The sequence below is a fragment of the Desulfosporosinus sp. I2 genome, assembly GCF_000960765.1.
Classification (GTDB): Bacteria; Bacillota; Desulfitobacteriia; order Desulfitobacteriales; family Desulfitobacteriaceae; genus Desulfosporosinus.
This window is the reverse complement of record NZ_JYNH01000001.1, coordinates 23454-50359: the sequence shown is the minus strand read 5'-3', so window position 1 is coordinate 50359 and position 26906 is coordinate 23454. Positions and strand designations below refer to the sequence as shown.

General features: G+C 41.8%; 21 protein-coding genes and 1 pseudogene. 15 read left to right on the top strand and 7 right to left on the bottom strand.

Annotated features, from left to right (window positions below; genetic code table 11):
• Positions 1 to 12 precede the first annotated feature (12 nt).
• From UF75_RS00220 to UF75_RS00210, 3 genes are read right to left on the bottom strand one after another with little or no spacing between them, the layout of a single operon-like run.
• Positions 13 to 933 carry a SufD family Fe-S cluster assembly protein gene (locus UF75_RS00220; protein ID WP_045572586.1) on the bottom strand — a complete coding sequence of 307 codons (921 nt, stop codon included), beginning with the start codon at positions 931 to 933 and terminating at the stop codon, positions 13 to 15.
• Complete coding sequence (locus UF75_RS00215) at positions 914 to 1666, bottom strand: ATP-binding cassette domain-containing protein (protein WP_045572585.1); 753 nt, start codon at positions 1664 to 1666, stop codon at positions 914 to 916. Before UF75_RS00215 ends, UF75_RS00220 begins: the two co-directional genes overlap by 20 nt.
• A 44-nt stretch (positions 1667 to 1710) precedes the next feature.
• Positions 1711 to 2463 (bottom strand): epoxyqueuosine reductase, encoded by a 753-nt coding sequence (locus UF75_RS00210; RefSeq protein WP_242860047.1) that lies wholly within the window; start codon positions 2461 to 2463, stop codon positions 1711 to 1713.
• A gap of 449 nt (positions 2464 to 2912) precedes the next feature.
• Between UF75_RS00210 and UF75_RS00205 the strand changes: the two genes are divergently transcribed.
• Entirely contained in the window at positions 2913 to 4931 is a 2019-nt protein-coding gene (locus UF75_RS00205; protein ID WP_045572583.1) for a hydantoinase/oxoprolinase family protein, read from the top strand.
• Positions 4932 to 5579, top strand: coding sequence for a DUF1638 domain-containing protein (locus UF75_RS00200; protein WP_045572582.1), 648 nt, complete (start codon positions 4932 to 4934; stop codon positions 5577 to 5579). It abuts the gene before it with no gap.
• 341 nt (positions 5580 to 5920) lie between these two features.
• On the opposite strand, the gene UF75_RS00195 is transcribed toward UF75_RS00200, so the two are convergent.
• Positions 5921 to 7489: a sodium:solute symporter family protein gene (locus UF75_RS00195; RefSeq protein WP_045572581.1), complete on the bottom strand. Its 1569-nt coding sequence runs from the start codon at positions 7487 to 7489 to the stop codon at positions 5921 to 5923.
• Positions 7490 to 8560: 1071 nt separating this feature from the next.
• On the opposite strand from UF75_RS00195, the gene UF75_RS00190 reads away from it, so the two are divergent.
• Complete coding sequence (locus tag UF75_RS00190; RefSeq protein ID WP_045572580.1) at positions 8561 to 9106, top strand: GDSL-type esterase/lipase family protein; 546 nt, start codon at positions 8561 to 8563, stop codon at positions 9104 to 9106.
• Positions 9107 to 9124: 18 nt separating this feature from the next.
• Here UF75_RS00190 and aspD read toward each other — a convergent pair whose 3' ends face one another.
• On the bottom strand, positions 9125 to 10756 hold the full coding sequence (gene aspD / locus UF75_RS00185; RefSeq protein WP_045572579.1) for an aspartate 4-decarboxylase: 1632 nt from the start codon (positions 10754 to 10756) through the stop codon (positions 9125 to 9127).
• A gap of 384 nt (positions 10757 to 11140) precedes the next feature.
• Between aspD and UF75_RS00180 the strand changes: the two genes are divergently transcribed.
• Complete coding sequence (locus UF75_RS00180; protein WP_052692935.1) at positions 11141 to 12679, top strand: L,D-transpeptidase; 1539 nt, start codon at positions 11141 to 11143, stop codon at positions 12677 to 12679.
• An 82-nt stretch (positions 12680 to 12761) separates the two neighbouring features.
• Here UF75_RS00180 and UF75_RS00175 read toward each other — a convergent pair whose 3' ends face one another.
• Complete coding sequence (locus UF75_RS00175; RefSeq protein ID WP_045572577.1) at positions 12762 to 13838, bottom strand: aromatic acid exporter family protein; 1077 nt, start codon at positions 13836 to 13838, stop codon at positions 12762 to 12764.
• A 254-nt stretch (positions 13839 to 14092) separates the two neighbouring features.
• Here UF75_RS00175 and trkA point away from each other — a divergent pair, with 254 nt between their 5' ends.
• Both trkA and UF75_RS00165 read left to right on the top strand, forming a co-directional pair.
• Positions 14093 to 15424: a Trk system potassium transporter TrkA gene (gene trkA, locus UF75_RS00170; RefSeq protein ID WP_045572576.1), complete on the top strand. Its 1332-nt coding sequence runs from the start codon at positions 14093 to 14095 to the stop codon at positions 15422 to 15424.
• Positions 15425 to 15435: 11 nt separating this feature from the next.
• On the top strand, positions 15436 to 16887 hold the full coding sequence (locus UF75_RS00165) for a TrkH family potassium uptake protein (RefSeq protein WP_045572575.1): 1452 nt from the start codon (positions 15436 to 15438) through the stop codon (positions 16885 to 16887).
• Positions 16888 to 16963: 76 nt separating this feature from the next.
• On the opposite strand, the gene UF75_RS00160 is transcribed toward UF75_RS00165, so the two are convergent.
• On the bottom strand, positions 16964 to 17482 hold the full coding sequence (locus UF75_RS00160) for a NapC/NirT family cytochrome c (protein WP_242860046.1): 519 nt from the start codon (positions 17480 to 17482) through the stop codon (positions 16964 to 16966).
• Between the two features lie 266 nt (positions 17483 to 17748).
• Here UF75_RS00160 and UF75_RS00155 point away from each other — a divergent pair, with 266 nt between their 5' ends.
• The 9 genes and pseudogenes from UF75_RS00155 (at position 17749) to UF75_RS00115 (ending at position 26807) form a co-directional block, all read left to right on the top strand.
• Complete coding sequence (locus tag UF75_RS00155; protein WP_045572574.1) at positions 17749 to 18846, top strand: C4-dicarboxylate ABC transporter; 1098 nt, start codon at positions 17749 to 17751, stop codon at positions 18844 to 18846.
• Positions 18847 to 18924: 78 nt separating this feature from the next.
• Positions 18925 to 19557 carry a hypothetical protein gene (locus UF75_RS00150; protein ID WP_045572573.1) on the top strand — a complete coding sequence of 211 codons (633 nt, stop codon included), beginning with the start codon at positions 18925 to 18927 and terminating at the stop codon, positions 19555 to 19557.
• Between the two features lie 35 nt (positions 19558 to 19592).
• Positions 19593 to 20201, top strand: coding sequence for a DsbA family oxidoreductase (locus tag UF75_RS00145; protein WP_082074944.1), 609 nt, complete (start codon positions 19593 to 19595; stop codon positions 20199 to 20201).
• Positions 20202 to 20289: 88 nt separating this feature from the next.
• Positions 20290 to 21003, top strand: coding sequence for a sulfite reductase subunit beta (locus UF75_RS00140; protein ID WP_045572571.1), 714 nt, complete (start codon positions 20290 to 20292; stop codon positions 21001 to 21003).
• A 79-nt stretch (positions 21004 to 21082) separates the two neighbouring features.
• Positions 21083 to 21787: a futalosine hydrolase gene (locus tag UF75_RS00135; protein WP_045572570.1), complete on the top strand. Its 705-nt coding sequence runs from the start codon at positions 21083 to 21085 to the stop codon at positions 21785 to 21787.
• Positions 21784 to 22622: pseudogene (locus tag UF75_RS00130) on the top strand (1,4-dihydroxy-6-naphthoate synthase). Before UF75_RS00135 ends, UF75_RS00130 begins: the two are co-directional and overlap by 4 nt.
• Positions 22623 to 22659: 37 nt before the next feature.
• Positions 22660 to 23544, top strand: coding sequence for a uroporphyrinogen decarboxylase family protein (locus UF75_RS00125; protein WP_045572569.1), 885 nt, complete (start codon positions 22660 to 22662; stop codon positions 23542 to 23544).
• Positions 23545 to 23831: 287 nt separating this feature from the next.
• The gene (locus UF75_RS00120) at positions 23832 to 25139 is read left to right on the top strand and encodes a phenylacetate--CoA ligase (RefSeq protein WP_156146148.1); all 1308 of its coding nucleotides are present in this window, start codon (positions 23832 to 23834) and stop codon (positions 25137 to 25139) included.
• A 72-nt stretch (positions 25140 to 25211) separates the two neighbouring features.
• The gene (locus UF75_RS00115; protein WP_045572568.1) at positions 25212 to 26807 is read left to right on the top strand and encodes an L-lactate permease; all 1596 of its coding nucleotides are present in this window, start codon (positions 25212 to 25214) and stop codon (positions 26805 to 26807) included.
• Positions 26808 to 26906 lie beyond the last annotated feature (99 nt).

Here is a 26906-nt window from a genome sequence, read left to right as displayed (position 1 = left end):
GCTTCCTCCTTCTTATTTAAGAAAACCACTAAGGATGGTATCTTCGGCCTCTTTTTCTGAGAATCCCATCGACATTAATTTAATTAACTGTTCCGATTCGATCCGTCCGATGGCAGCCTCATGCACTAGCTGTGCTTCACTATGATAGGCGGAAATTTTCGGAGTGGAATGAACCTGTGCATGATGCATGATAATCGCATCACATTGGATATGACCGCGGCCTTTATTCTTCCCTGCGAGATCGAAGAAAAATTCCTGGCGGGAATCATCCTGAGCAACAGAGCGGGATATAATCTGGGCGGAAGAATCAACTCCTAATAACTCGACGCTAATATTGGATTCCGCTACTTGATCCTTGTGGGTAAGAAGTCTTTCAGTGACCATAAGTTTTGCATTATCCATAAGTTTAATTTCTGTATCCCGCTTTGTTTGGTCAATCCCCTTAATCTGAATAAGTTCAAGCTCGACAACGGCACCTTCTTCTGCTTCAATAATTGTCTGCGGATTTAGGACCCGCTGTCCCTTTCCGTCACCTTGTCCGTAGTGTTTCTCGACATATTTAAGTTTAGCCCCTTTTCGAACATAAAAAGTATGAATTCCGTCATGTTGTGATTTGAGATCTCCAGAATTATGAACTCCGCAGCCCGCAACAATCAACACATCTGAGTATTCGCCCACTTCAAAGGTATTATAAACAACATCATTAATGTTTTCTTCAGTCACAATAACTGGAATATGGACGCTTTCCCCCTTAGTATAGGGTTTAATGATCACATCAATTCCCGGTTTATCCAGCTTCGTGATAATATCTATATTCGCTGTTGTATTGCGCTGAACTCCTTGTCCGTTTTTACGGATATTGTAAGCCCCTTGGGGTATTTCATGGAGATCGGCCACTTTCTCAAGCATCAGTTTATCTAACGCATTCAACATTTTGACCAACCCCTTTCACACATTTAGTGCTGCAAGCACAAGCCTCGTTACTTAAAATTCCAGCAAGAATGATGTCTCTTTCGGATTGGGCACTGATTGTTCCATTAGACATGATAATAATTTCATCCGCTAACTCCATTATGCGCTCTTGGTGAGAGATAATAATAATCGTTGTATCATATTTCTCGTGGATATTTCTAAACGTTTCGGCAAGCTTCTGAAAGCTCCATAAATCGATGCCTGCTTCTGGTTCGTCAAATACCGCAATCTTTAGATTGCGTGCCAGCACAGTGGCAATTTCGATCCTTTTCATTTCTCCACCTGAGAGACTGCTATCAACATCTCTATTAAGATAATCTTGGGCGCATAATCCCACGTCATAAAGCAGATCGCAAATATTCACTTTTTCAGGATTATGTGAGGCGGCCATAGTTAAGAGTTCTTTAACCTTTATGCCCTTAAAACGAGGCGGACTCTGAAAAGCATAGCCAATACCCATCCGGGCTCTGTCGGTAATAGTTGTTGTAGTGATTTCTTGTCCATCGAGTAGGATATTCCCTTGGGTAGGATGGTACACTCCCATAATAACTTTGGCTAGCGAGGATTTCCCCCCGCCATTGGGTCCTGTAATAACATATATTTTTTTTTCATGAAATTGAAGATTTATGTTCTTTAGAATCTCAAATCCTTTAGATCCTTCAATTTCTAAAGATAAACTTTGTAATTCTAGCATGATTTAGCCTCCTTCGAGCTTATATGTTCAAGAATAACATAAGTTTAGCGATTATTGTAGTATGCACAGGGTCCTACGGCACACTTACCACAAATGTCGCATAATCCTAAGTCAGGGAACAGTTTGTCCACTTCCAGTAAATGAGCATAACATGTTTGTTTATCCAGACCTTGAAGAGTTAAAGCACCGGTTGGGCAGTTCTTTACGCAAAATTGACATTTTGAATCTCTAAGATAGAGACAATTTTCCACAGTTGGTCGAGGGGATGGTGTAATTTTGGCTGAGATTACCATGCTGCCAAAACGCCCTCCACATCCTGCCGGGGTAATTAAAAGGTGGTTGATGCCAAAGGTCCCTAATCCAGCAACATAGGCCATGCTTTTATTAGACCAACTTGCTGTAAGATCCTGTTCGTTGAAATTGTGAGTAGCAGGTTGAATAGCCACATTTATTCCATGGCCAGCTAATTCTTTCTCTAATTCTGAGCTAATAGTTGCGATTAGTTCGTTCGTCTCGATATAGGCTATAGCCCACTCTCTAGCAATCTGTGAACCTTTTCGATTAGCTTCTATTACTGTCTCGGCAAAGGGTAAGAAAAAGGCGATAACTGTTTGTGCATCAGGGAGAAGTTCAGTTGGATGTAAATGATGGGGACCGATGATCTCCTTCATTTGATTAAATAAGGGGTCATTGGCTGAAGCAAACCCGATAAGCGGTTTTCGGTACTGGGTTTGAGTTTTAGCATGGTCGACTTGGAAGTTGATCGAGTTAATGACTATTTTAGCTAAATCAAGCAATAGAGGCATCTCCAATCTCGTTATTTTAATCTTTACGTATAAGATTTTTATGATACTCAATCCACTTAATTCAACGTCACAATCAGAAAACCTTCTTAGTGTGTTATGAGTGTTATGGGGACCGTCCCCATAACACAAGTCCCCATTACACATTAGCCGATGGAAAGCGGAGTTCATTGAAAATGATGTACTCGATTTTTCTTACTTTATAAATCTGACCATCAATTTAAGTTAATATAAAGCGGAGGCAAGTTAATACTGACTTAAAAACGAAAATCAAAAGTAATCAATTATGAAAAATACATACCTGATTTTGCCGTCCAAAGCCTTATATTTCAGTACAGAAGTATTTTGAGCTTATGTTGACAAGAAAAAACAACTAATTATGACTGAATAATAGGCAAACCTATATATGTAGTTGAAATATTACCTTACTGGGAGAAGATGGCATGAATATTGCATTTAAACATCCTAGAAGTGCGAACTTGTGGGGAGTGATAACTGTGTCCTATATCTTAGGTATTGATACCGGAGGGACTTATACGGATGGTGTGCTTTTGAATTTTGAGGGCAAGGTTGTTGTTGCGAAGGCAAAAGCCTTTACAACACCGCAGGACTTGACCATTGGGATTGAGGAATGTATCGATAACTTAGGAGAAATCGATCCTAAACAGATTAAGATGGTTTCTCTTTCCACGACACTCGCTACAAATGCGATTGTTGAAGGGCGTGGCGGTAAGGTAGGATTAATCTTAATAGGCTATAGACCAACAGGGGAATTCCCAGCACAAATGATTAGCGTCGTTTCAGGTGGGCATGACGGGTTAGGAACGGCAAAGTGTGAACTTGACACGGAAGAACTTGCGAAGGTAATAGGCCAAATGAAAGGCGAAGTTGACACTTTGGCTATTTCTGGAATTTTCAGCATCAGCAATCCCGAACATGAGAATCAGGCAAAGGAGTTAGTACGAAGAGAATGGGATGTGCCCATTATATGTGCTCATGAGTTAAGCTCAAGTATCGGTCACTATGAACGGACAGTAACAGCTTGCTTGAATGCAAAATTATTGCATGTCATCTCGGATTTGTTAGTGGCCGTCAAAGAAGTACTAACGAGTAAAAAGATTGTTGTTCCACTTATGGTTGTAAAAGGGGATGGGTCTCTGATCACTGAGGAGACAGCACTCGAAAGGCCCATTGAAACAATCCTGTCAGGCCCTGCGGCGAGCGTAGTTGGTGCGATGTTTCTGTCTGGTATGGAAACCTTCTTAACTCTCGATATGGGAGGTACTACCACTGATATAGGAATCGTTAAAAATAAATACTGGAGAATGCATGAAGAAGGGGCAATAGTCGCTGGGTGGAAAACACATATCAACACCGCAGGGATCAGCACCTTTGGGATCGGTGGGGATAGTTATATAGGGGTTGAGGGGAAGGGTCAACTGTGTGTTGGACCGACGCGGGTTACCCCACTTTGTGTTATCAGCATGCGCTATTCTTATTTAATCCAGGAGTTGCGCGAAATTCATCGATCTAAAGCCCTCAATGGAACTATCTTTGATGGACAAACTCTCGACTGCTGGATGCTCGTTAAAAAGCCCCTTTCCCTAGAGAGCTTAAGTCGCGATGAACAGCGAATAGTCAAGGGGCTTGAAGATGGACCTCATAATGTTAAATTTTTGAAAGAACGAATTGGAGATTTCGTGAGCGTATTTGCGCTAAAATCCCTTGAACAAGCTCGGATTATTGGGCGCATTTCCTTTACTCCGACAGATGCTCTGCATTGCCTTGGGCTGTTGCAACTATGGAATGTTGAGGCTTCCCTCGAAGGGGCAAGAATTCTCGCCACGACTTATGGCTCAAGTATTGATAGTTTTGCAACACGGTGCATCGAGACTATGACTCAGTCAATAGCTCTTGCCACCTTACAAAGTGTTGCTAGGAAACAAGGATATACCTTCGATATTACCAAGGAAAAGAACTTTAAGTTTTTCCTTGAACCCTTTTTTAAACAAACTAAAGGAGATTTAGATATTTGTGTTCCAATTGGCTTAAATTATCCCATTGTCGCCATCGGTGCTCCAGTATCCGCTTATTTACCAGAGGTGGGTAACTTACTCAAAACCGAGGTTCTTATTCCAGAACACAGTGAAGTTGCCAGCGCTGTTGGAGCTGCAATGGGAAAAGTAGCCGAAAAGATTACTGCCATCATGAAGCCTGGATATAAAGTTCATGCGCCTTGGGGCTGTGAAACATTTATGTATTCTGAAGATGCACGCAATAGAATTCTAACAAAGGGCAAGGAAATCGTCTTGGAAAATGCTAAGAAAGCCGGTATAACCAACCCTGAGATTATCGTGAACCAAGATAGAGTAACTAGTGACACAAATTATGGCGAGGTTTTTATCGAGGAGTACTTTGAGATTATTGCCTCTGGATACCGTCAAGAGGAGTGTGAGCATTAAATGAAAGCGAAGATTTTTGCGTGTAATACGATTGCCGATGAAATCGAAAAAGTTCTGCCTCAAGGAATGTCCTATGAATTATTGCCCTATGCTCTTCATCGAGAGCCCCGAAAACTTAACTTGGAATTACAAGCCAGAATTGATGCAGACCAAGACCATAACACCCTACTTTTTGGCTACGGTTTGTGTTCAAACGGTGTTGTTAATCTTCATTCGAAAACTCATACGCTTGTAATTCCAAGGGTTCACGACTGCATCAGTCTTTTACTCGGTTCACGACAAATTTATCAGCAGGAATTCGATATATGTCCGGGAACCATTTATGTAAATAAGGGGTGGATAGATCAGGGCGGCGAGCCAAAGGCAGAGTTTCTTAAATATAGCGCGAAATACGGGGAAGAAAACGCCCGGTATATTATTGATACCGAATACCGCAACTATAAACGACTTGTTTTCATAGACACTGGCGTCGGCAATTATGAAAGTTTGGTTGAACATTCAAAACAAATTGCGGAATTTATGGGGGCAACATTTGAAGAAAGAAAGAGTTCTTGTCCGCTATTAGAGAGGCTCGTTACCGGAGATTGGGATAAAGATTTTGTCGTTATTCCACCGAGAATGATGGTTACCCAGGAAAGTTTTTTTTAGACACTGCTTTTGTTATAAGATATTTAACTCAATAGCTTACCTCGGTTCACTTCACTTACGAGGAGTGATAACGGTGTCTGTATTGGTAATTACCACTTAATCTATCGAGCAACCGATCGCGCAGATCTAGAAGGCCGTTTTTTGCTACCTGTCCACAGCCCAAAGATAAGACGGAACCCGAACAAAAAAACTGGGAACGGACACCCTAGTAACCGGCGCAAACGAGAGAAAAACAAACTTTGGTCCTTCGAGCAAAAACACGTTGCAGAGCATAAAAGTGTAGACAACGAAAACATCTTTCGTCGCTCAGGAGGAATTGTGTGATTTAAGACATTGCCTTGTTAAGCGACAGGTTTTAATGGTTTGGTTAATAGTGAGACGATGATAAAGACAAAAATACTGGCCGGAAGTGCAATTATCAAAGGGTCGACATAGCTTAAGGAACCTGTTCCCGCTAGCGAACTTTTACCAAATGTAGCTTTGGCTATGCCAAAGATGGCAGATTCCTTAGTATAGACAAAGAGGCACATAAAACTATAGACGCAGGTTCCCACCAGCATACTCCATGTTGCGCCGGTTCTTGTTGCGCGTGGCCACCAAAGGGCGCCTGCGTAGATAGGTAGGAAGGCTGCGGCACAAAGGCCAAAGAAGATCGACGTGGCCACAGCGATGATGTTACCTGGTAAGACGTTAGCTACCATGACAGTGGCAATAAACCCAACTATTAAACCCGCACGGGCTAACAAGAGTGTTTTAGAAGAGTCATCTTTACTCGTTTTACCCAAAAGATCATAACTGATTGAGGTCGAGATAATATGAAGCTGACCGCTCAAGGTAGACATGGCTGCTGCTAATAGGCCAAGCAAGAAAAAGTAAACGAGCCAAGCAGGAAACGCTTGAGACAAAAACAACGGGATGACTTTATCCGTATTAGGACCAGTTCCTCCAATAGCGGATGCTGTCATGGCAATAGTATTACTCGTTTCGTGGAAATAAACATTTGAAAGAGCACCGATGGTAAAGGCTACACCAGTCATAAATAAAATGAAAACTCCGCCGAAAACTAAGGCTCGGTTTAATTCTTTACCGGATTTAACCGTCATATAACGTACGACCAGTTGAGGCTGAGCTAACACACCGATACCGACCCCAAGTACTAAAGTGGATATGACAAACCACCAGTTTTGGCTTAAAAAGATGGGCATTGATGCAAATCCGGTCATTCCTTGCTTCGCTAGGGCGGCAGGAACTAGGCTAGTCATGGCATTTAACTTAGCATGTGCCACAGAAATACCGCCAAGCTTTATATACGTAAAGCAGAGGAGGAGAAACATCATGACAAACATCAGGGTGCCCTGGAAGGCATCCGTATAAACCACTCCTCTCAGACCACCAAAAAAGACGTAGGCTAATACTATGAGAGAGAGAAGCCAAAGTGCTGTTGAGTAATTCATTTGTAAAGTCTGTTCTAAAAATCTGGCACCACCAATCATGACGGCCGCAGCGTAAAGTGGTAATACAAGACTCATAAGTGCAGCGGACCACTTGCGAATGAAGGTTGACTGAAAATGAGCCCCCAATAGGTGAGGAAAGGTATATGCTCTATGTTTCTGTCCCAATGTGCGTGTTTTCTTACCAAAGAAAACAAAGGCCAGAAAAATTCCTACAAAAATATTAGCAAAAGTTAACCATAACATACTCAAACCATAGAACCCAGCTGCTCCACCAAACCCAACAATCGCTGAGGTAGAAATAAAGGTTGCCCCATAGGCCATGCCCATGACATAAGGGTGGATATCACCGCCTGCCACCATGTAATCCATTGAAGATTTTGTATGCTTATAACCGAGGTATCCCAGAAAAGCTGTGATTAATATATAAATTGCCAGAACAACAATAAAAATACTCACTTGCTACTCCACCCTTCAAACTATAAAATTTTTAGTCATTATTCCAATTGATTAAACCATAAACAACACATAAAAGGGTACTGCCGATAGATAAGAGTAATGCGGCGATGACACCCGGGTCAGTTAGCCCTAACATAAATCCACCCCGTTTCGATTTGAATAGAAATTGTATTTAAATTATCCGAAATTAAGTGCGCGATTATTTTCCTACCATTCTAACCATACTATAATTTGTTCTAAGTGTTTTGTTTTCTAACCCTAAACAGTTAGCTATGTATTTAATACCCGTACTACCATCCTTTCTTTTTTTTGCCCTCAAGTGGAAGTCTAAGAAGACTGAAAAGGACTTGCGCTAAAAGGGACATGCTAGAATTATAACAGGTGTGTTCTAAACAGACAATACATTTTTTTATCTGTATTAAAACACACCTTATGCGTAAATATAGTTCGCTGTCTTGAAATTTTTTTCAGAGCCGAGCTGGTTAGAAGCTCGGCAGGTAATGGAACTGTAAGGGTGCAAAAAAGGGACTTGGATTTCTGCAAATTACATATTTACGTGACTTTATAAACATACTAAATATTAGGGTCAACAAGTACTTAAGTTAAAACCTATAAAGCCATAACTAATTTACATTCAAAGGTCTGAAAGGAGGAAGTAAAAACTTTGCCCCCTAAATGGAATAAAATAACTAAACCGGTCACAAACCATACGTCTACTCATACCGAAAAAGTTTCTCCCAGCTCCAATACAACGTCGAAAGAAAGAGATACTATTATCCCAACCAAGGAAAAAAGTCCAGATGATCTGGAAATTTTCGATTAATAGCTTCTTTAATGTTAGTATTAATTGAAAGTAGTATTAATGAAACTATAATTTTAACGAAACAAGGCTAGCTGTGCTTTATCACTGCTAGCCTTGTTTCGTTAAAATTATCATCCTCTTTTAGAACGTTTATAATCATTTCTTAAATATTATAGATAAGTTATAATATTTACAAGCTTATAACGGTCTTGCTGGTTTAGAAAATAGAAGGTTAAAGGATAAGGAAAACAAGGTGGTATAGAAGATACATGAAAATAGTTGCGATAGGGGATTCGATTACCGAAGGGTATCCTTTTAGCAATCAGGAGTCTTGGGTAGAACATTTAGCCCAACAAGTCAAAGGCCATGTTTTAAACCAAGGGATATGCGGGGATTTCACGAGCGGGATGTGTAAACGGTTCCAACGGGATGTACTGGATCATGCTCCGACCCATGTCATTATTCTTGGGGGAGCTAATGATGCTTATGAGAAAATCCGCCTAGAAAGTGTCAGCGCTAATTTTAAGGCGATGGAGGACTCTGCTAGGCAAAACGGGATTGTCCCTATTTTTGGGTTACCTACTCCATCCTTATTACCTGAAGAAGAGCTATTTCTGGCGGAATATCGGAATTGGTTAAAAAGCTATGCGGATGAAAAAGGGGTTTCTTTGATTGATTTTTATTCACCTTTTCTCGACAGGGTAAGAGTAGGTAATGGTGCCCTGCTATTTGTGGATGAAGTTCATCCTAGTATTGCGGGTTATGCCTTGATGGGGGAAGTAGCGATCCGAAGCTTGAGAGGCTTATGTTTATAAGTCTAAGAAAAACAAGGCTTAATGTCCTTTAGAGGCTCGCCAAGATGCGGCGTATTCTTCAAACGTCTTCTGGACGGTCTCACCGATTTTTCGATAAGCTTCATCATTTAAGTTGGCTAGAGAGGTACGAATGGACCACTTTGGTCCTCCGAACCCGCTGCCATTGAGTAGCACAATCGAAGATTCCTCTGCTAAACGAAAAAGGAAGTCAGTGGGCTCATAGTTCGCTTGTAAATAGTCACAGAATTCAACCCCGTACTTAATTTTTGCCCACACCAACAAGTCAATTTGACTGTAATATGCGGCGTCGAATGAATCAGGGCGTAGTTCTAATCCAAAGCCTTCGTATAATAATTCTTGGCGATGGTGACAAATTTCCTGGGTCAATTTCTTGTAACGGTTCTCTCGGTCAAGCAACGCAAAGAGAGCAAATAGACCCATTTGTACTTGCTGAGGGGTAGATAAACCTGCTGTATGATTTAGAGCGACTTGGCGACTATCTGCCACCATTCGATCAATAAAACGGAGTTGTTCAGGGTGCATCGAAATTGTTCCATAGCGCTCGGACAATGCGTCCGATTTATCGCGTGGAAGGTCCTTTAACAATTGATCAAAAACATTGTCTTGGTGAACAGCGATGACTCCCAAACGCCAACCTGTAGCCCCAAAATACTTGGAGAACGAGTAAACTCCAAGTGTATTAAACGGTAATTCAGCCATCAGGGAACGGAAATTATCAACAAAGGTGCCGTAGACATCATCTGTAATAATCATTAAGTTGGGATTATGCTTATTAACCATCTCCAGGATATGGTTTTTTGACTCGGTTCGTATCGCCACTGAGGGCGGGTTGCTTGGGTTAACGACATATAAAGCTTTGATACTGGGATTGGCTAGTTTGTCAATCTCAGTATTTGTATATTGCCAAGTGTGAACTCCTCGTTCATCCATTTCCAAAGCATTGATTCGAATAATTTCAAAGTTATAGCGCGCTAAATGTGGAATCTCGAGATAAGGAGTAAAAGTGGGCACCATCAGAGCAATTTTGTCCCCAATGGCTAGTAATTTATTGGCAATCAGAGAGTCGAAAATATAACACATAGCGGCAGTTCCACCTTCAACCGCGAACAGATCGTATTTGCCGGGTGGAGATTCGTTATTACACATTTCCTGAATAAGATAAGAGTGAACAATCTGTTCTAGGTGCACGAGCATGCGATCTGGTACAGGATAGTTATCCCCGATAATCCCATCCACGAGTTCATGGACCCAGTCATCCGGGTTAAATCCCAGATTAGTTCCATAATCAATACAATTCCTGAGGAAATCGTCTCCAGGTTGGGGATGTTTTCCCAGGAAAGCATTAAGGCGCACGGCGATGCCCTTGTTGTTAGGCATGCCAGCAAGGTCTTTATCTTTCCATACGCTGCGGGTTTCCTCTAAAGCAAATTGACCTAAGGTGAAGAAGGCTTCTCGTGGGGTTGCTGCAATCCAGTTTGGGTTGCCTCTTCCTGCATTTAGCATCGACCAAATACTTGTATCTCCATGTTTATTGGCAAGGCTAATTAATTTGTCCTTAAGCTCGAAAGGGCTGAGTTGTTCATAAGTCTCTTTATTTTCCCTGTGAAGGGTAGTATTAATAGTGATCATTCCTTCCTGAATATAGCTGATAAAGACTTTCGTCACTCGTACCGGAGAGACTATGTTTTTAAATATTAATTTAACACTTTTCGGTTTTTTTATGCTGTAGGAAGATAAACAGAGATCATTCAAACTGAACTAGATGGATCAGAGGCAATTCGTATTAACAAAAACTAGTCTGTTAGCTAAAAGCTTGTAGGCTTGTTTTTAATTTATTTTCTGAAAAGACGTCTTATCATATCCCTAGATGAATAGTTTAAAGTAGTCATAATTTAATAATTTTATTTAATGTCCGCTTGGACAAGCAATGGAAACTACTTAGAAAGTAAGTCAGGTAATCGCCAGAATCTTAGCATCAGAAAGAAATGAACAAGATTAAGGGATGTGCTTACTTTGGAATCAGCCAAACTGAAGAATAATTTATTGAGCCTAGAGAACGGTTATTATATTTCTAAAAATGATCCATTCTTTTGGAAAAAGCTCTTGATTCAACGACCGGAAGATCCTGAGGCTATGTATCAATTGGGTTTAGAATCTGAAGCTCAGGCCCGTAACTATTTGAATTTGTATAATTCAACCAAGAATAATCGATATTTAATGTTACACCAAAAATTAATGAAGCAAACATTTGAGCTTATTCATCGGTCTTTTAACAAAGGGTTTCTGCCAGCAAGACAAGAAGTTCTTAGATTGGAACGACTCATGAGAGATACTGAGAGAAAGGTTATTTCCACAAAGAAAGAAGATAAGAGTCAAATTGGCATGGCCGGATTAGTTATTGCTTTGGTTATTGCCTTACTTCTCGGGGTAATTGTTGCAATTCTTTTTTTGCCTGGTGAACTTCAAAATACTTTCACTTATGCAAATCATCATTATACATATATGTTGCCTTATGAAGTAATAGACAAGAAACCAGCAACTCTTCTATCTCCCTCAGGAATTATAGTTCAACCTAAGATAATTGTAGTTAAACGAGAGGTAAGTAAAGATTTATTAGTTAGGGAACTTGTTGCCAGGCTAAAGACTGATTATCAGATGGATTCATTAAATGCAATAAAGATAGTGGCAATCGATGAAACTAAGACTGAAAGAGGGATGGCCTTTTGGGCAGGCGGGGATAATAATATTCGGGTGTATATTTACCCGCCGGAAAGTACGGCCGATACTCAAGAACGTCAATTATGGGAAACGACAACTGTTTTAAGAAGTGCAGCCTATCAATTCTTTAAAAAAAATGGCTTTCTACCCGAAGACCTCGGAACTCTGACCCAACCTTTCCCTGACAATTATTTAACTGCGCTACCGAATGACCCTTATCGATTAAAGAATATTGTGTCCTTATCCTCGACAGGAGAGGGCGGGTGGCTATATCGATTTACAGATAACCATTCTGATAAGGAATGGTTATCTGTTATAAAAGAAGTTGTTAAGCCCAATGTTTCATATGATAAAGAGATCCCATTTTATCCTTTATCAATTATCATAAGTAAGGAGAATCATACCTTATCAGTAATTTCTGGGGATCAAATAATTCGTAGCTATTCTGTTGCTCTTGGGAAAGAGGATTCAACCCTCGAGGGAAATTTGTTTATCTCGAAAAAGGTCATGAACCCCGATAAATTTGTGCCCATTGATGAAAATGTATATGGGAAAAGAGCCATGGAATTGTCAAATAATAAGTTTGCTATTCATGGAACTAATTCCCCTTTAAGCATTGGGCAAGATGTTTCTCAGGGTTGTATACGGCTCAATAATTCAGAGATGGACGATTTATATGCTATAACCCCTCTGTATACTTCCGTTACGATAGAGAAAAGTCCTACCCTTCCATCAGGGCTGCCTGCAATTGATTCTCCCAATAGTTATTTATATCATCGCCTGGATAACTCTAAAGAAGAAGATACTCGTTCTATATATCATTGGGCCAGCTAAAGCATGAAGAATATAGTTTGTCAATAAAAAGGCGACCTGCTTTCGCAAGGTCGCCTTATACGTGCGCCACGCATGGCGATTCTCATTTAATCATTTTAGGATTCTGTTTGTAAAGTCGATTGAGGATGGCTTTTGTGCGGCGACCAGCCCAACGTAATTCCGTGGCTACCACGGACACTTCCATTAAGGCCCGCAAATAAAAGACTCCACTCACTTTCCTGTTCCATTCGTCAATTGCCTTATCGAATGATTCCCAGTATGAAATATCTTCGTCGTAGAATTTACAACTTTTCTTTTCGGTAACTCCGAGGCGAAGGGCTTGAATCAATCCAGTTAGTTTTCCATGTCCAACGAACAGAATATCCATTATATCTTGGAATTGCGCACTGATTTCTTGGAGCTCTGCTTCGGAATACGCTTGTTGTCTTCGTTTGACCCGTTGAGAAGTCATCTGATTAATGCTTTGACCCCGTTCAATAAAGCCTCTACAAATTTCCAAGAGCCGCTCTATTAGGGGTGGATTGTCTTCAACGGTAATTTCTTCACGAGCATGCTCGTAAAGGAGTGTTATTTCTTCAAACAGGTCTTTTAGTTTTTGAGGGTCTGGCTTTTGATAGGATGTTATAGAACCAGCATGGATGAAGGTATTAAGACTTTCTAAGAAATAGTCTGACGTCAGAACGAGAAGAGATTGGAGGGTATCCAGCAGTTTGGTTTTATATCTAGGCGGGGCCAAAACTCTGTTAATTAGCAATGCTATCCCCAGTCCTACAAAGATACTGAGGGAACGGGATAAGGCATGAATTAGGAAGGTTTCCGGAGGAGAGTCAAGGATGAAGATGATCGAGACAATTCCTAAGACAATTCCACCTGACCAGCCGATCCAGTTACAGATAAGAATAAGGGAAATTACGGTGGCACCGATGGATATCGGATTAGCACCGATGAGGATGCCAATTAGTAAGGCAAAGGTTGCGGCGAGTAAATGTACGCCGATTTGCTGCCAGGCGTTATTAAGAGATTTACTGACGGAAGGTTGCATATTTACGACCGCAGTTATCGCGGCAAAGGAAGCAGGTTCGATATGGAAGAGATCACAGATAAAGAGTGTAGTTGCCACAGCAATTCCTGTTTTAATGGTACGAGCCCCAATAAACATCTTATTCCTCCTTTCGGGCTTTTATCCAATTTTCAAACCCAACACAGATTGAGGGTTTCTAGAATATTGTTTATCATACAGTTTGTTTTAAAATAATTCAACTTTTCATGTCTAAACGTAGAATTTCTAAAATTTAGGGTTAATTCTTATAAGGCCCATAAAATAAAGGAATTACACATAACCTTGCCGAATAGCAGTATGTTGCCCATGGCAAAATGGCCCATTTGACATTGGCGGAAGGAGAATTTAATCAAATGCGTATAGTCATTGTCGGAGCTGGAAAAGTGGGTTTCAGTCTGGCACAATGTTTGTCCAAAGAGGGACATGAAGTTACAGTCATAGAACATGAAGAGGAACGTCGACAGATTGTCCAGAATAGCCTTGATGTGATGACGCTTAGTGGCAACGGGGCAAGTCCGCAATTCTTAGCCGATTTCGGGTTACTCAAGGCGGATCTTCTGGTCGCAGTGACGGATCGGGATGAAGTCAACATGATTGCTTGCATGGCAGCCAAACAAGTTGGGATACCTCGAACCATTGCCCGTGTACGGAGCCAAGAATATGCAGGAAAAAAACAAGCTGAATTTAATAGGGCGCTAGGCATTGATTTGACGATCAATCCAGAAATGGTAACGGCTCTTGAAATCAGCCGCATTCTTCTCACGCCTGCTGCGTTAGATGTTGAGGATTTCGGGGATGGAAGAGTGCGATTGCTCGAGGTTCGGATCAGAGCCGATTCTCCTTATGTTAATGTTCCACTGAAAAGTTTAAAATTACCGGACCAGGTACTTGTTGTAGGGATCCTGCGTCAGGATCGTATGATTATTCCCAATGGTACGGATTGTTTATTACCTCAAGACAGTGTGTTTTTTGTCGGTGCACAGGTCGCTATAGAAGATTTTGGAGAACAATTCGCTGAGAAGAAAACAAAGATTCAACGGGTGATGATTATTGGTGCGGGTCGAATCGGCAGACATCTAGCAAAAATTTTAGATAATGTTGGAATATCGATTAAAGTGATCGAGAAAAACCGAGAGCGCTGCAGTGAATTGGCAAAGATCATCGATAAAGGACTCGTTCTTTGTGGAGATGGGACGGATATTGATCTTCTTATTGAAGAGGGAGTGGGAGAAACAGACGCGGTTGTTTGCGTAACAGCAGACGATAAATTGAATTTACTGCTCGCCTTGTTAGCCAAAGATCTGGGAACTCAAAAGACAATTGTTCGTGTGGGCCGATCCGAATATATGTCCCTGATGGGCAAAGTGGGAGTTGATGTTATTCTTTCACCACGGCTCTTAACTGCAGGGGTTATCTTGCGTCAAGTGCGTCAGGGTGAAGTGGTCGCTGTCTCGCTATTGGAAGGCGCCAAAGCAGAGGCGATGGAAATTGTGATTTCTCCTAAATCGTCCCTTATTGGTCGTAAGCTCAAAGACGCGAGGATACCTAGTAATATGTTGATTGGTGCTTTAGTTCGGGGAGATGAGTTAATTATCCCTAATGGTTATACCATTCTCCAAGCTGGTGATCGCGCCGTTATCTTTACATTGCCGAGTTCCATTAAAAAAATTAGTAAAATCTTTTAAGGGGTTCTGCTATGAACTATTTATTAGTGGAAGGTATCCTGGGCCGACTTATGGTCGCTTATGCAACTTTCATGGGAGCTCCATTATTGGTAGCTTTGGCCTGGCAGGAAGGAAGCGTACTTGGGTTACTCATCTCCGTCATCGTAATCTTGATTTTAGGGGTTATTATGGTGTCACATGGGCAAAAAGACGGGCGAATGGGTTTAAGGGAAGGATTTGTCATTGTCGCAGGAGCTTGGATACTAACATCTTTAGCTGGAGCTTTACCCTTTGCCTTAACTGGAGCTGTACCAACTTATCTTGACGGATTATTTGAAACTGTCTCTGGTTTAACGACAACAGGGGCGAGCGTTATTGACAATGTTGAAATACTCCCACAGAGCATTCTTTTATGGCGCGGTATGACCCATTGGCTTGGGGGTATGGGTATTATTGTGTTGTTTATTGTCTTTCTGCCAAACATAACAGGTGCAGTTCATCTCTTTAATGCTGAGGTCCCAGGGCCGATCTCCGAACGCGTTCTTCCCAGAATCCGTGATAATGCCCTAAAACTCTGGCAAATATACTTGGGCCTTACGCTTGCTCAAATAATTCTTTTAGTGCTCGCGGGTATGAATTGGTTTGATGCCATTAATCATTCCTTTGCAACGATGGCGACCGGAGGCTTTTCTACGAAAAATACGAGCATTATGTACTATGATAGTTTAGGGCTCGAACTAATAATCATTGCTTTTATGATGATTGCTGGAGGAAACTTTGGACTTTATTACCAAGCTTGGCGCTCAGGGATAAAAAAGATTCTTAAAGATGTCGAGTTTCAATTCTATATACTTATTATTGTTGTCGCCACACTGATGATTGCCCTGAGCTTGTGGTGGACAATGGAAAGAGGGGGAGGAAATTCACTGCGTCATGCGCTCTTTCAAGTTGTTTCGATTATGACCACAACGGGGTTCGCTTCAGATGATTTCAATCAGTGGCCTTCTGTAAGCAAATTCATCCTTTTGTGTCTCATGTTTATCGGTGGAAGTGCGGGATCGACTGCCGGCGGAATAAAAGTATCTCGAATTATTTTACTCTTTAAGCTTGCGTGGGCAGAGTTGAAAAGGGCGATCCACCCTAAAGCAGTCATCGATGTTCGCTTCGCAAAAAGGACGGTTGATCCTAGTATTTTAAATACTGTGGCCGTTTTCTTCTTTCTTTTTCTCAGCATTTTTGCCTTTGCAACCTTGTTAATTACAGCAACAGGATTAGAACCCTTTGATGCGATGAGTGCGGTGGCTGCAACCTTGGGGAATGTTGGTCCAGGATTTGGAGTGATAGGCCCGACAACCACGTATTCCACCATTAACGCCTTTGGAGAAAGCGTCCTTATTCTCTGCATGCTGCTTGGCCGACTGGAACTTTTTACCCTGCTGGTGCTGATTCAGCCTGAGTTTTGGCGGAGTCGTAAAGGGTGGTAGGTATTGAAGTTTCTTTTGATAAATAGCCTTTGCTTGGGTAACTGACCAACCCAAGTAAAGGCTATTAGTTTTAGATTTACTTTGTAGAATCTTTACTGTGTCCCACATTCTGATGGCACGTAAGACATGAAATCTTATTCTTCAAAATTTCTGCATGCTGAAACTTTGGTGCCATATCTCCGGAAGTCAGAAGAAGATTCTTGGCCTTAGGAAAGTCGCTACCAGTATGGCAGGAAATACAAGCTTCAACATTTAACCTTGCACTTAGCTTGTTGGGTTCCTGGTTTGTTACATGTAAATATACTTCCTTTAATCCACCAATTTTACGCTTAACATACCCGATGTAACCGGGATCGGCATGACATTTTAAGCAAGTAACATCTTTGTGTTGTCCTTGAGCCCATGAGGTAACAGAAGGACTAATTAGATGGCAACTTGCGCAAAAGTTTGGTTGCGAGGTGAAATGCATTCCTGCATAAGCTATAATCACCAGAAGTACGACTGCCATTGATGAATAAATAACAATCTTTCTGATCTTTCCACTTGGCACATCATGTTCTTGCCGGATTTTTTCAGCATCATTTGAAGAGGACAAAGTACTCAACTCCTTCTCTCCGTTAATAACCCTTTAATCTAGAACTAAGGATTGCAACGAAATTATAGTTCCCGTATTTTGTTCAATATAATCAGAATGGAAAATAAACTAGTTTTAATTCCACGGATCGTAGGAGGATTATATTTGTCATCTGTTGAATTGTGCATAGAGGGGTAATTTTATAGATCATTACCGCTATCGGCCCAAGTCGAAATCGAAATGATTTCCAGAAGAGGAAATGGATAAGAGAAAGGAATTTTGACTGCATGTATGAGCGTCATACCATAAAATATTTGGCACCGGGATGGTTCGCAGTGATTATGGGTACAGGCGGTTTAGCCAATATCTTAAATCGATGGCAAACTGTTTTTTCTTCAGCCTATCTTTTGAGTTTACTGTTTGCTAGTTTGGCTGGTTTATTATATTTTTTGATTCTAGTCCCTTGGATTATTCGCTGGATATCGTTTTATGAATATTCTCTCAGGGACTTGCATCATCCAGTTACTAGTAATTTCTTTGTGACAATGCCTGTAGCGACCATCATCATGGGTACGAATATCGTGACTATTTGGGGCGACTATTTAGGTAGTTGGCTAACGTTTCGACTGGCAACCCTTGCTTGGGTGATAGGGATTGTGGGAGTAATCTTTTTTTCCTTCTACTCAACTTTCAGGCTTATGCAGGTAGAAGCGGCACCCCAGCCGGAAACTACCAATTTTTCTTGGATTATGGCCCCGATCGCTAATATGGCTACCTTGTTGTTAGGAAATCTCGTTTTAAGCCTGAGTATTAATTTTGAGCCGACTTGGGGCATGTCCATTTTAATTGTGAATATCATCATGTTCGGCATAGGCCTTTTTTTGTTTCTCTTTATTAGCTCTGTAATTTTTGTTCGCCTGGTGCACCATCCTCTACCTCCCGTCGAATTGACCCCTTCTTTTGGAATCCTGTTAAGTGCAGTAGGACTAGCTGTGATTGCCATTATCGATACTGCAAGGAGTGCTCAAACTCTCGGAGTAGTAGGCACCGTCGATTTTGCTTACCTAGGAGCAGCGATTATATGGGGTTTTGGGTTTTGGGTTATCGGAATCATAGGGATCATTGCTTTTTATCATATGCAACGAGGAGGAATTCCTTTTAATTTAGGATGGTGGGCGTTTATCTTCCCCTTGGCAGCCTATACCATAGCGAGCCAAAAAATAACGACAATTTTCTTGACGCCAATTACTTATTGGGTAAGTGTTATTTTGACGATACTACTCGTGCTACTTTGGATCTATGTGTTTATCAATACCCTAAAAGGGGGATTAAGTGGTAATCTTTTCATGGGTAGCCCGATTCCGCAAACAAGCAAAAAAAGGTAGGTAATTGGCGATTAATATAAAAATACGATATGATTATAGGACAATGAATACAGATCTTGGAAAGGTGTGGGCAAGGGAATGGTTGTTAAGGCACAACGAATTTATGCAGAAGAATGGAATCCATCAGAGCAACAAATTAATCGGATTTTCCCAATTGAAAATTTGAAGTTAGAAATCGGTCAAAACCCAGGTATGAAAGTATTTCGTGATGATGTAATAAGAATAAACTATCCCAGTCAATATAACATTTCTGTACAGGCAAGAGCGCATAATCTATCCCTGGTTCAATTATTACAGGAATACTATACTACTTATCGGGATAGTCCTGAGCTAGCCAGTTTATTAGGGATCCAAATACCACAGATCATGTGGGTTGACACATTAGGATATGAAGAAAAAATTATTAGTCTCCATATATCGAAGCTTAACAAACAAGAGGTTTTCATCAATGATATTGTGTTGGTCAAAAATGAAGATTTCGACTTGTTAAGTGATGCTTTGATGGATACAATACTGACCAATTTAAGAGCATTTGCCAAAGAACAAGGGGCTAAGTATTTATCGGGGTATGCTGCAAATCATAGTACTCTTAATCTTTTAAAAAGTAAGGGTTTTAAAGAAGATAAACGTGAGCGGATGGGTAATGATTATTTATATAGAATAGCCACGATCAGTGGCGAACAATTACCCTATTATGATGAATTAATCTAAAGCAATTCGGCTCTGTCGATAAGGGAGGTAAGTTTATGGCTCGTAAGATAACGGTCTTTTCAGATTTTTTATGACCCTTTTGCATGATAGGGAAAGTCCCACTTGACCAGTTGGCCAAGGACAAAAATATAATAATTGAATGGAAATCCTTTGAGTTAAGACCCGAGGGTCTTGAAGTCCCAGAGAAGCCAGCGAACTATTTGGCTCAAGCAAAATTAAGTGTGGAAGCATTAGGCCGAAAGTATGGTCTACAAATGACTTTCAATGAGAAGAGCAAACATTCTAGAATGGCCTTAGAAGGGGCTAAATATGCAGAAGACCACGGGTATGGTGATGCGTATCATAATGCGGTTTTTGCAGCTCAATTTCAAGAGCAAAAAAACATTAATGATTTAACCACTCTGACCGAGATAGCGGGACAGATCGGACTTGATCAGGAAGAATTCAAGCAAGCAATCGTCTCCAAACGCTATGAACAGGCAGTTCTTGAGGATATTTCAGAATCACAACGCTTAGGGATCCAAGGGGTTCCTTACTATATCGTGGACGGTCGTACAGCCTATGGAGCTCAGAGCTATGAAGCTTTAGAAAAACTTCTGTTAGGTAACGGTTCAAAGGCTGGACTAAGCTTTCTTGACCAGTGAAAAAGGAGTTTGAGACTCCAAAGTGAACAATTTTCATTGAGAATACTGATAAACATTAGGAGATAACGTGGAGGAGAGTTTTTGAGAGATGGAATTGACAGATGATCAGAAAAAGTCTCTTTTAGGTCAGGGATATATTGCTTCAGAAGATGGGGCCCATTTTGCCTGTAGAGTTTTAGTCCCGGCGGGTAAAATGACGACCCAAGCAACGCAAAAAATCTCTGAGGTAAGTGAGAAATACGGCAAAGGCTATTTTAGCTTAACACAAAGGCTAAACGTTGAAATTCCTTGGATACCCTATCAGGATTTGGATAATGTTACTAGGGAACTTAAAGAAGTGGGTCTTTCTATTGGAGGCACAGGGCCTCGGGTTAGGCCGGCGCTTACTTGTAAAGGGACGGTTTGTAAAAGGGGGCTGCTGGACACGGATGCCCTAGCCCAAGTGATCGACGAACGATTTTATAATGGGTATTATAAAGTAATGCTACCTAATAAATTAAGAATAATTGTGAGCGGGTGTAGCAATAGTTGTTCTAAGCCCCAAATTGGATGCATTGGCTTGCAGGGCAGAACTCGAAATCAAGTCGCTATTAGCCTTGGAGGAATGTTTGGCAAAGATCACGTCATAGGAAGAGAATTACCGAGTCTTTATTCAATTAAAGATGCCCTAAATATGATCGAAAAGGTAATTACTTATTATCGCGATAACGGCCTTAAAGGGGAGAGATTCGCCAAAATGGTGGATCGAATTGGTTTTGAGGGTGTAGAGAACTTCCTTTGTAGTCAAAATTCAGAAGCTTGAGTCGTGAAGTTTTGCGTTGATGTGTTTATCACTCTTGGGAATAGTGCTTTGAAAGTTCAAGCGTGGAGGAAGTGAGATCTTGGATTTTGAACAGACAGTAGAAAAATCTCAACGTTTATTTCCTCACGAACTACGATCTAAAAATCGTGTTCTTGTTATAACGGCTGTTTCGGCCGAAAGGGATGCGATGTTACGTGGGCTACTGGATGATACAAGATTTGATGTTTTAGCGGCAGGAGTCGGTTCGGTAGTTGCAGCAGTTAATACCGTTAAGGCGTTATCAAGTGACGAATACAGTTTGGTAATTTGTGCGGGTATCGGGGGAGGCTTTTCTGGTAAAGCTGAAGTGGGTTCGCTCGTGGTGGCGACTGAGATCGTCGCCGCCGACTTAGGGGCTGAGACCTCGAAGGGCTTTTGCAGTTTAGATGAGTTGGGATTCGGCTTTACTCGTGTTCAAATTGATGCGAACCTAGTGGCCCGAGTAAGTCAAGCACTGCAAGAAGCTAAGCTACCCGTTACTACTGGTCCAGTGCTCACTGTATCAACGGTAACGGGAACAGCCGCGAGTGCTGCTGAACTGGCTTCTAGAGTACCAGGAGCCACTGCTGAGGCGATGGAAGGATATGGCGTCGGATGTGCGGCCAATGATCGAGGCTTGCCAGTTCTAGAGATTCGCGCGATCTCAAACGTAGTAGGTCCGCGTGATCGGTCCGCATGGCAAATCAAAGAAGCTCTTGACGCATTGGAAGCTGCGAGCGCAGTATTGACGGAGGTTTTACTATGAAAATTGCATTTTCTCCTTGTCCAAACGATACGTTTGTTTTTTACGCCTGGGTACACGGATTGATACACGGTGCACCTAAGCTTGAGGTAACTTATGCGGACATCGATATCACAAATAGTTTGGCAGCTGGCTCCGAGGGACCCGATGTAGTCAAGATCTCATACGCGGCACTACCGTGGGTTTTGTCTGAGTATGCCCTGTTGCCATGTGGGGTGCCTTGGGTAAAGGCTGCGGTCCGCTGCTGCTAACGTCAGATAGAACAGGTATCAATCATGATTTAGCAAAGTTAGCGAATAAACGGGTGGCTGTTCCCAGTGAACGATCTACCGCATACTTGCTTTTTCGGTTATGGGCTGCTCAACATGTGCCTGGGGGAGTGGGAGAGATAGTTGTTCTTCCGTTCCACGAGATTATGCCGGCGGTGCGTGACGGTTTAATTGATGCTGGGCTTGTGATTCATGAGGCACGTTTCACTTATCCTTCATTTGGGCTAACCCTCTTGGCTGACTTAGGAAATTGGTGGGAGAAAGATACGAACCTGCCGATCCCGTTGGGCGCAATTATCGCTCGACGGTCGCTGGATCTATCGGCCATCACAGGCTGGATTCAGGCATCGGTCAAATACGCTTGGGCACATCCTGAGGAACCGAGGGAGTATGTGCTACAACATAGCCAAGAATTGTCCACTGAAGTAACCCAAGCGCACATAAAGCTTTATGTCAACGAATTCACCGAGAATATGGGCGAAACTGGGTATAAGGCGGTATCAACCTTGTTAAATAGGGCTTCGAAAGAAGGGCTAGTGCCAAAGGTAGATTTAGAGGCACTTTATTGATAAGCAGATCGGAACGGAATATAAGGAAGTATGTTACATGACAAAAATCGAGAGAATACTGGCGGCTATACGTTTTGAGTGGGTGGATCGAATACCCAAAGGGGAATTTTATCTTGAAGATGGATTTATAACGAAGTTATTAGGGCTCAAGGAAAACGTAGCGTTTGAAGACAGAGTGAAAGCCTGTGAACTTTGTGGGCTGGATGCATTAGCTTTTTCCCCGTCTCACTCTCAGCCGGACAAAGCTCAGGTTTGGGAAGAGTTCAAACGCTGGCGAGAAGAGACGGATTTCTTTATTTTTGTGATCCTCGACGGGCCTTTTCAGGGGGTGGCTAAGTTATTCTCTTCGTTTACAGATTATCTGATTGCAATTGCTAAACGGGACCCAGTAATTCCTGACCTAGTTGCTAAGGTAGTTGCCGAGAACGTGACACTGGGGTTAAATGCCTTAGATTGCGGGGCAAATGGAATCATCATTGCAGATGATATCGCTTATAATGGTGGTACATTTATTTCCCCGGCAGCTTTACGTAAAGACTTTTTTCCTGGCCTTACGGACCAAGTAAAGGAGTTAAGGGCACAAAAGTCTCCGGTTTTCTTCCATGCCGATGGGAATTTGCTCCCAGTATTAAGTGAGCTTGTTAATTCGGGTGTTGATGGTTTGCATTCCCTAGACTTTTCTTCGCTTGCCGATATAGCTAAGGCCAAAACCATGACGGATAAAAGACTTTGTTTAATGGGAGGCTATGCGCTAGGGTGGTTCAAAGAGGAAACCCGTAAGGAAAAAGCGCAAGAATTATTAGCAGTAACCTCCAAGAACGGAGGATATATCTTTGGAACTAGTGCAGGGATTATCGGGAACGATCTCTCGGCAAACGAGGTGTTGGAAGTCTATCAATCTTTAGATACCTATTTGGTATAATAGCCGTGTGTTGACAAGAAAAAAAGACAGGGAAAAAAACCTAGACAAATTAACAATTGTTGGTTAGAATAGATTTGTAGAGTTGCCTGTGAGTTGTTTCACAGGTTTGTAGGTAAGGTAGAATGAGTAGTATGGATTTCTTGAATTTTGTGACCCTATTGACTAAATGGGAGGATGGTAGAATATGAAGCATTTAGCGATTGAGCTAATGTAGCTATCCTTTTGTGGTAGCTATTTTTTGTTTTTATAGTTACCGCAAATTTCTTTTGAGAAAGGTTTGGTTTAGCGTGATCTGGAATATCGAGCAAGAATGTATGAGCCGCAATCATTTAGAAGAAATACAACTAGAACGTTTGAAGTGGACTGTTAATAGAGTGTACAACAATGTGCCTCATTATAAGGATAAATTTGGGAAGTCGGGGATTACCCCTGAGAGCATTAAATCCTTAGATGACCTCAGACATTTACCCTTTACGACAAAAGAAGATTTAAGAAACAACTACCCTTTTGGGCTATTTGCTGTCCCTCAGAGAGAAATAGTTCGAGTCCATGCTTCCTCAGGTACCACGGGTCGACCTGTGGTTGTTGGCTATACAGCCAATGATCTAAATACCTGGACTGACCTCACTGCTCGAATGGTTACCTTGGCTGGGGTCACCTCGGACGACGTTGCTCAGATTGCGTTTAACTATGGTCTTTTTACCGGAGGATTTGGCTTGCATTATGGATTAGAACGCGCAGGCGCTCTCGTAGTTCCCGTTTCAGGAGGAAATACGGAACGACAACTTATGTTAATGCAGGATTTCGGCACGACTGTGCTTATTTCAACGCCCAGTTATTCCTTGTATATTGCTGAAGTTGCGGAGAAGATGGGGATTGATATCTCCTCTTTGAAATTGAAGATCGGGTTGTTCGGTGGTGAACCATGGACAGAGGAAATGCGTAAAGAAATCGAATCAAGACTGCACATTCTTGCCACAGATAACTATGGCCTGAGTGAAGTCATGGGGCCGGGTGTAGCTGGGGAATGTACCTACCAATGCGGTCATCATATTGCCGAGGACCATTTTATTGTTGAGACGATTGACCCCGAAACAGGGGAAGTTCTTGAACCCGGTCAAGAAGGGGAGTTAGTCTTCACTTCCTTAACTAAGGAAGCTTTTCCAGTGATTCGTTTTCGAACTAAGGATATTTCACGTATCAATCAAGAACCCTGTCAGTGTGGCCGGACTACCGCTCGAATGAGAAAAATCGTCGGGCGCACGGATGACATGCTGATTATACGTGGGGTCAATGTTTTCCCTTCTCAAATTGAAAGCGTCCTCATGACTATCGAAGGGATCAGTCCACACTATGCCATAAATGTCTATAGACGGAACTTCCTCGATGAATTGGAAGTCTTAGTAGAAATTAACCGTGAAGACTTGCTTGAACCTTATTCTAGACTGGAAGACTTCTCCACATACATCCGCCAGAAGCTCCACAGTGTTCTTTCTATCAATGTTCGTTTAAAGATCGTTCAGCCGGGTACTTTGGAACGAAGTGCTGGTAAAGCTAAACGAGTCTTTGATTATCGTGACCAGCCCGCAGGGTAATTGGTGAATTCATGAATTGCACTACTATAGTTCGTGATCAGTTCATACTTTGAAACGGGGGTTGTAGTTGTAATGTCAATAAGCGCTCTTTTACTAACCTTGACTCCTATTGCTGTAATCATTTGGATGCTCGTGGTCTGGAAAAAGGCAGCAGATATTAGTGGGGTTGTTGGTTGGGTTGTAGTTTCAGTGATCGCCTTCTTATTTTTTCAGACCAGTCTTGAAGTTATTATTAAATCAACCATTTCAGGAGGAATTAAGTCGTTCCCTGTATCGCTAGTCGTAGCCTCGTCGTTATTACAAATGGCGTATATGGAAAAAACCGGGGCCCTCAAACGAGTCATTATATTAATTAAAACCATCGCCAGCGAGAACAAGGCGGTACAGATTATGCTTATCAATATCGGCTTCGGTACCCTCATGGTATCAGTTGGCGCAACCCCTGTTTCATTGCTTCCGCCTATTATGTTAGCCTTGGGTTATTCAACCTACGTATCAATTGCTCTCCCGTCAATCGGGTATGATGCACTTTGCACTTATGCACTATTAGGCGCACCAATTGTCGTTTTTGTGGATATTTCCAACTCCTTTCTTGGCAAGGGTCATGAAATTAGTTTGTCTCAGGCAGGTAGCGTGTTTTTCATGTTCTTGCCGGTTGTCTCCACGTTGATCGGTTTTTGCATGTTATGGATTGCCGGCAGATGGAAGGGCATAAGAGATGGTTGGCTTCCCTGTCTGCTTACGGGGGCAGTCATAACTTTTGTAGCCTATTTCACCAATAAAGTGGACAGATTAGTCGTTCTAACCGGTATTATGTGTGGTACTGCTGTAATTATCGCTATGGTAGTTTACCTTATGGCTACGGGGAAAAAGGTTATCGATAAAAGTAGGCTAACGGGTGAGGAATTAGTCTATGAAAAACACTTTCCTCTCTGGAAAGCGTTAACCCCATGGGGGATCCTTATTATTCTTATCCTAGCACTCAATATTCCAACTGAAATGTTCAATTTTCTCTATAGAGAGGTCACTCTGCCAATTGTCGGGTTATCTGCTGACGGCAAGCCGATTTTGACGAGAGCGTTATGGAACGCATATACGTGGATTTTTGTCAGTACCTTTCTTTCCATGATCTTTATTAAACCGACGTTTTCTCAACTGAAGGACACGTTTAGTCTTTGGTGGAAGAGAGCCCCTAGGCCAGTATTTGCAGTGGCAATATTCTTTAGTATTGGAGAGATCATGAATATGTCTGGCTATGATATTGCTACAAAAAAGTTTGCTGTAGCAAGTATGGTGCAGGTTTTAGCAGATTTCTCTTCCCAGGTTTTCAGCAATGCCTATGGTTCAGTGGTTGCCTGGATAGGCTTATTAGGAGGGTTTATAACAGGGAGCGAAGCATCTACGATAGCGATGTTTTCCAATTATACAATGAAGACCGCAAATCTGCTGAATATGGGATTGCCTGGAATGCTGATTATAACTGCGGGATTAGCCTTTGGAGGAGGCCTGGCCAGCGTTATTTCTCCATCTAAGCTACAAAACGCAGCAGCAGCGATCGACAAATTGGGAGAAGAAACGAAGGTCATTAGGATTGCGTTCGTTTTTGCGTTACTTCTAACCGCAGTAACGGCGGCCTTAGTTGTGGTGTTATTAGGGATTTATGTCTAACTCTTTTTGATTGAGAAGATATTCGTTGGAATTAAATAACCATTTAAACGTCTGCAAGAAAAGTCTTTGTTCCTAAAATAAGGGAGCAGGGACTTTTCC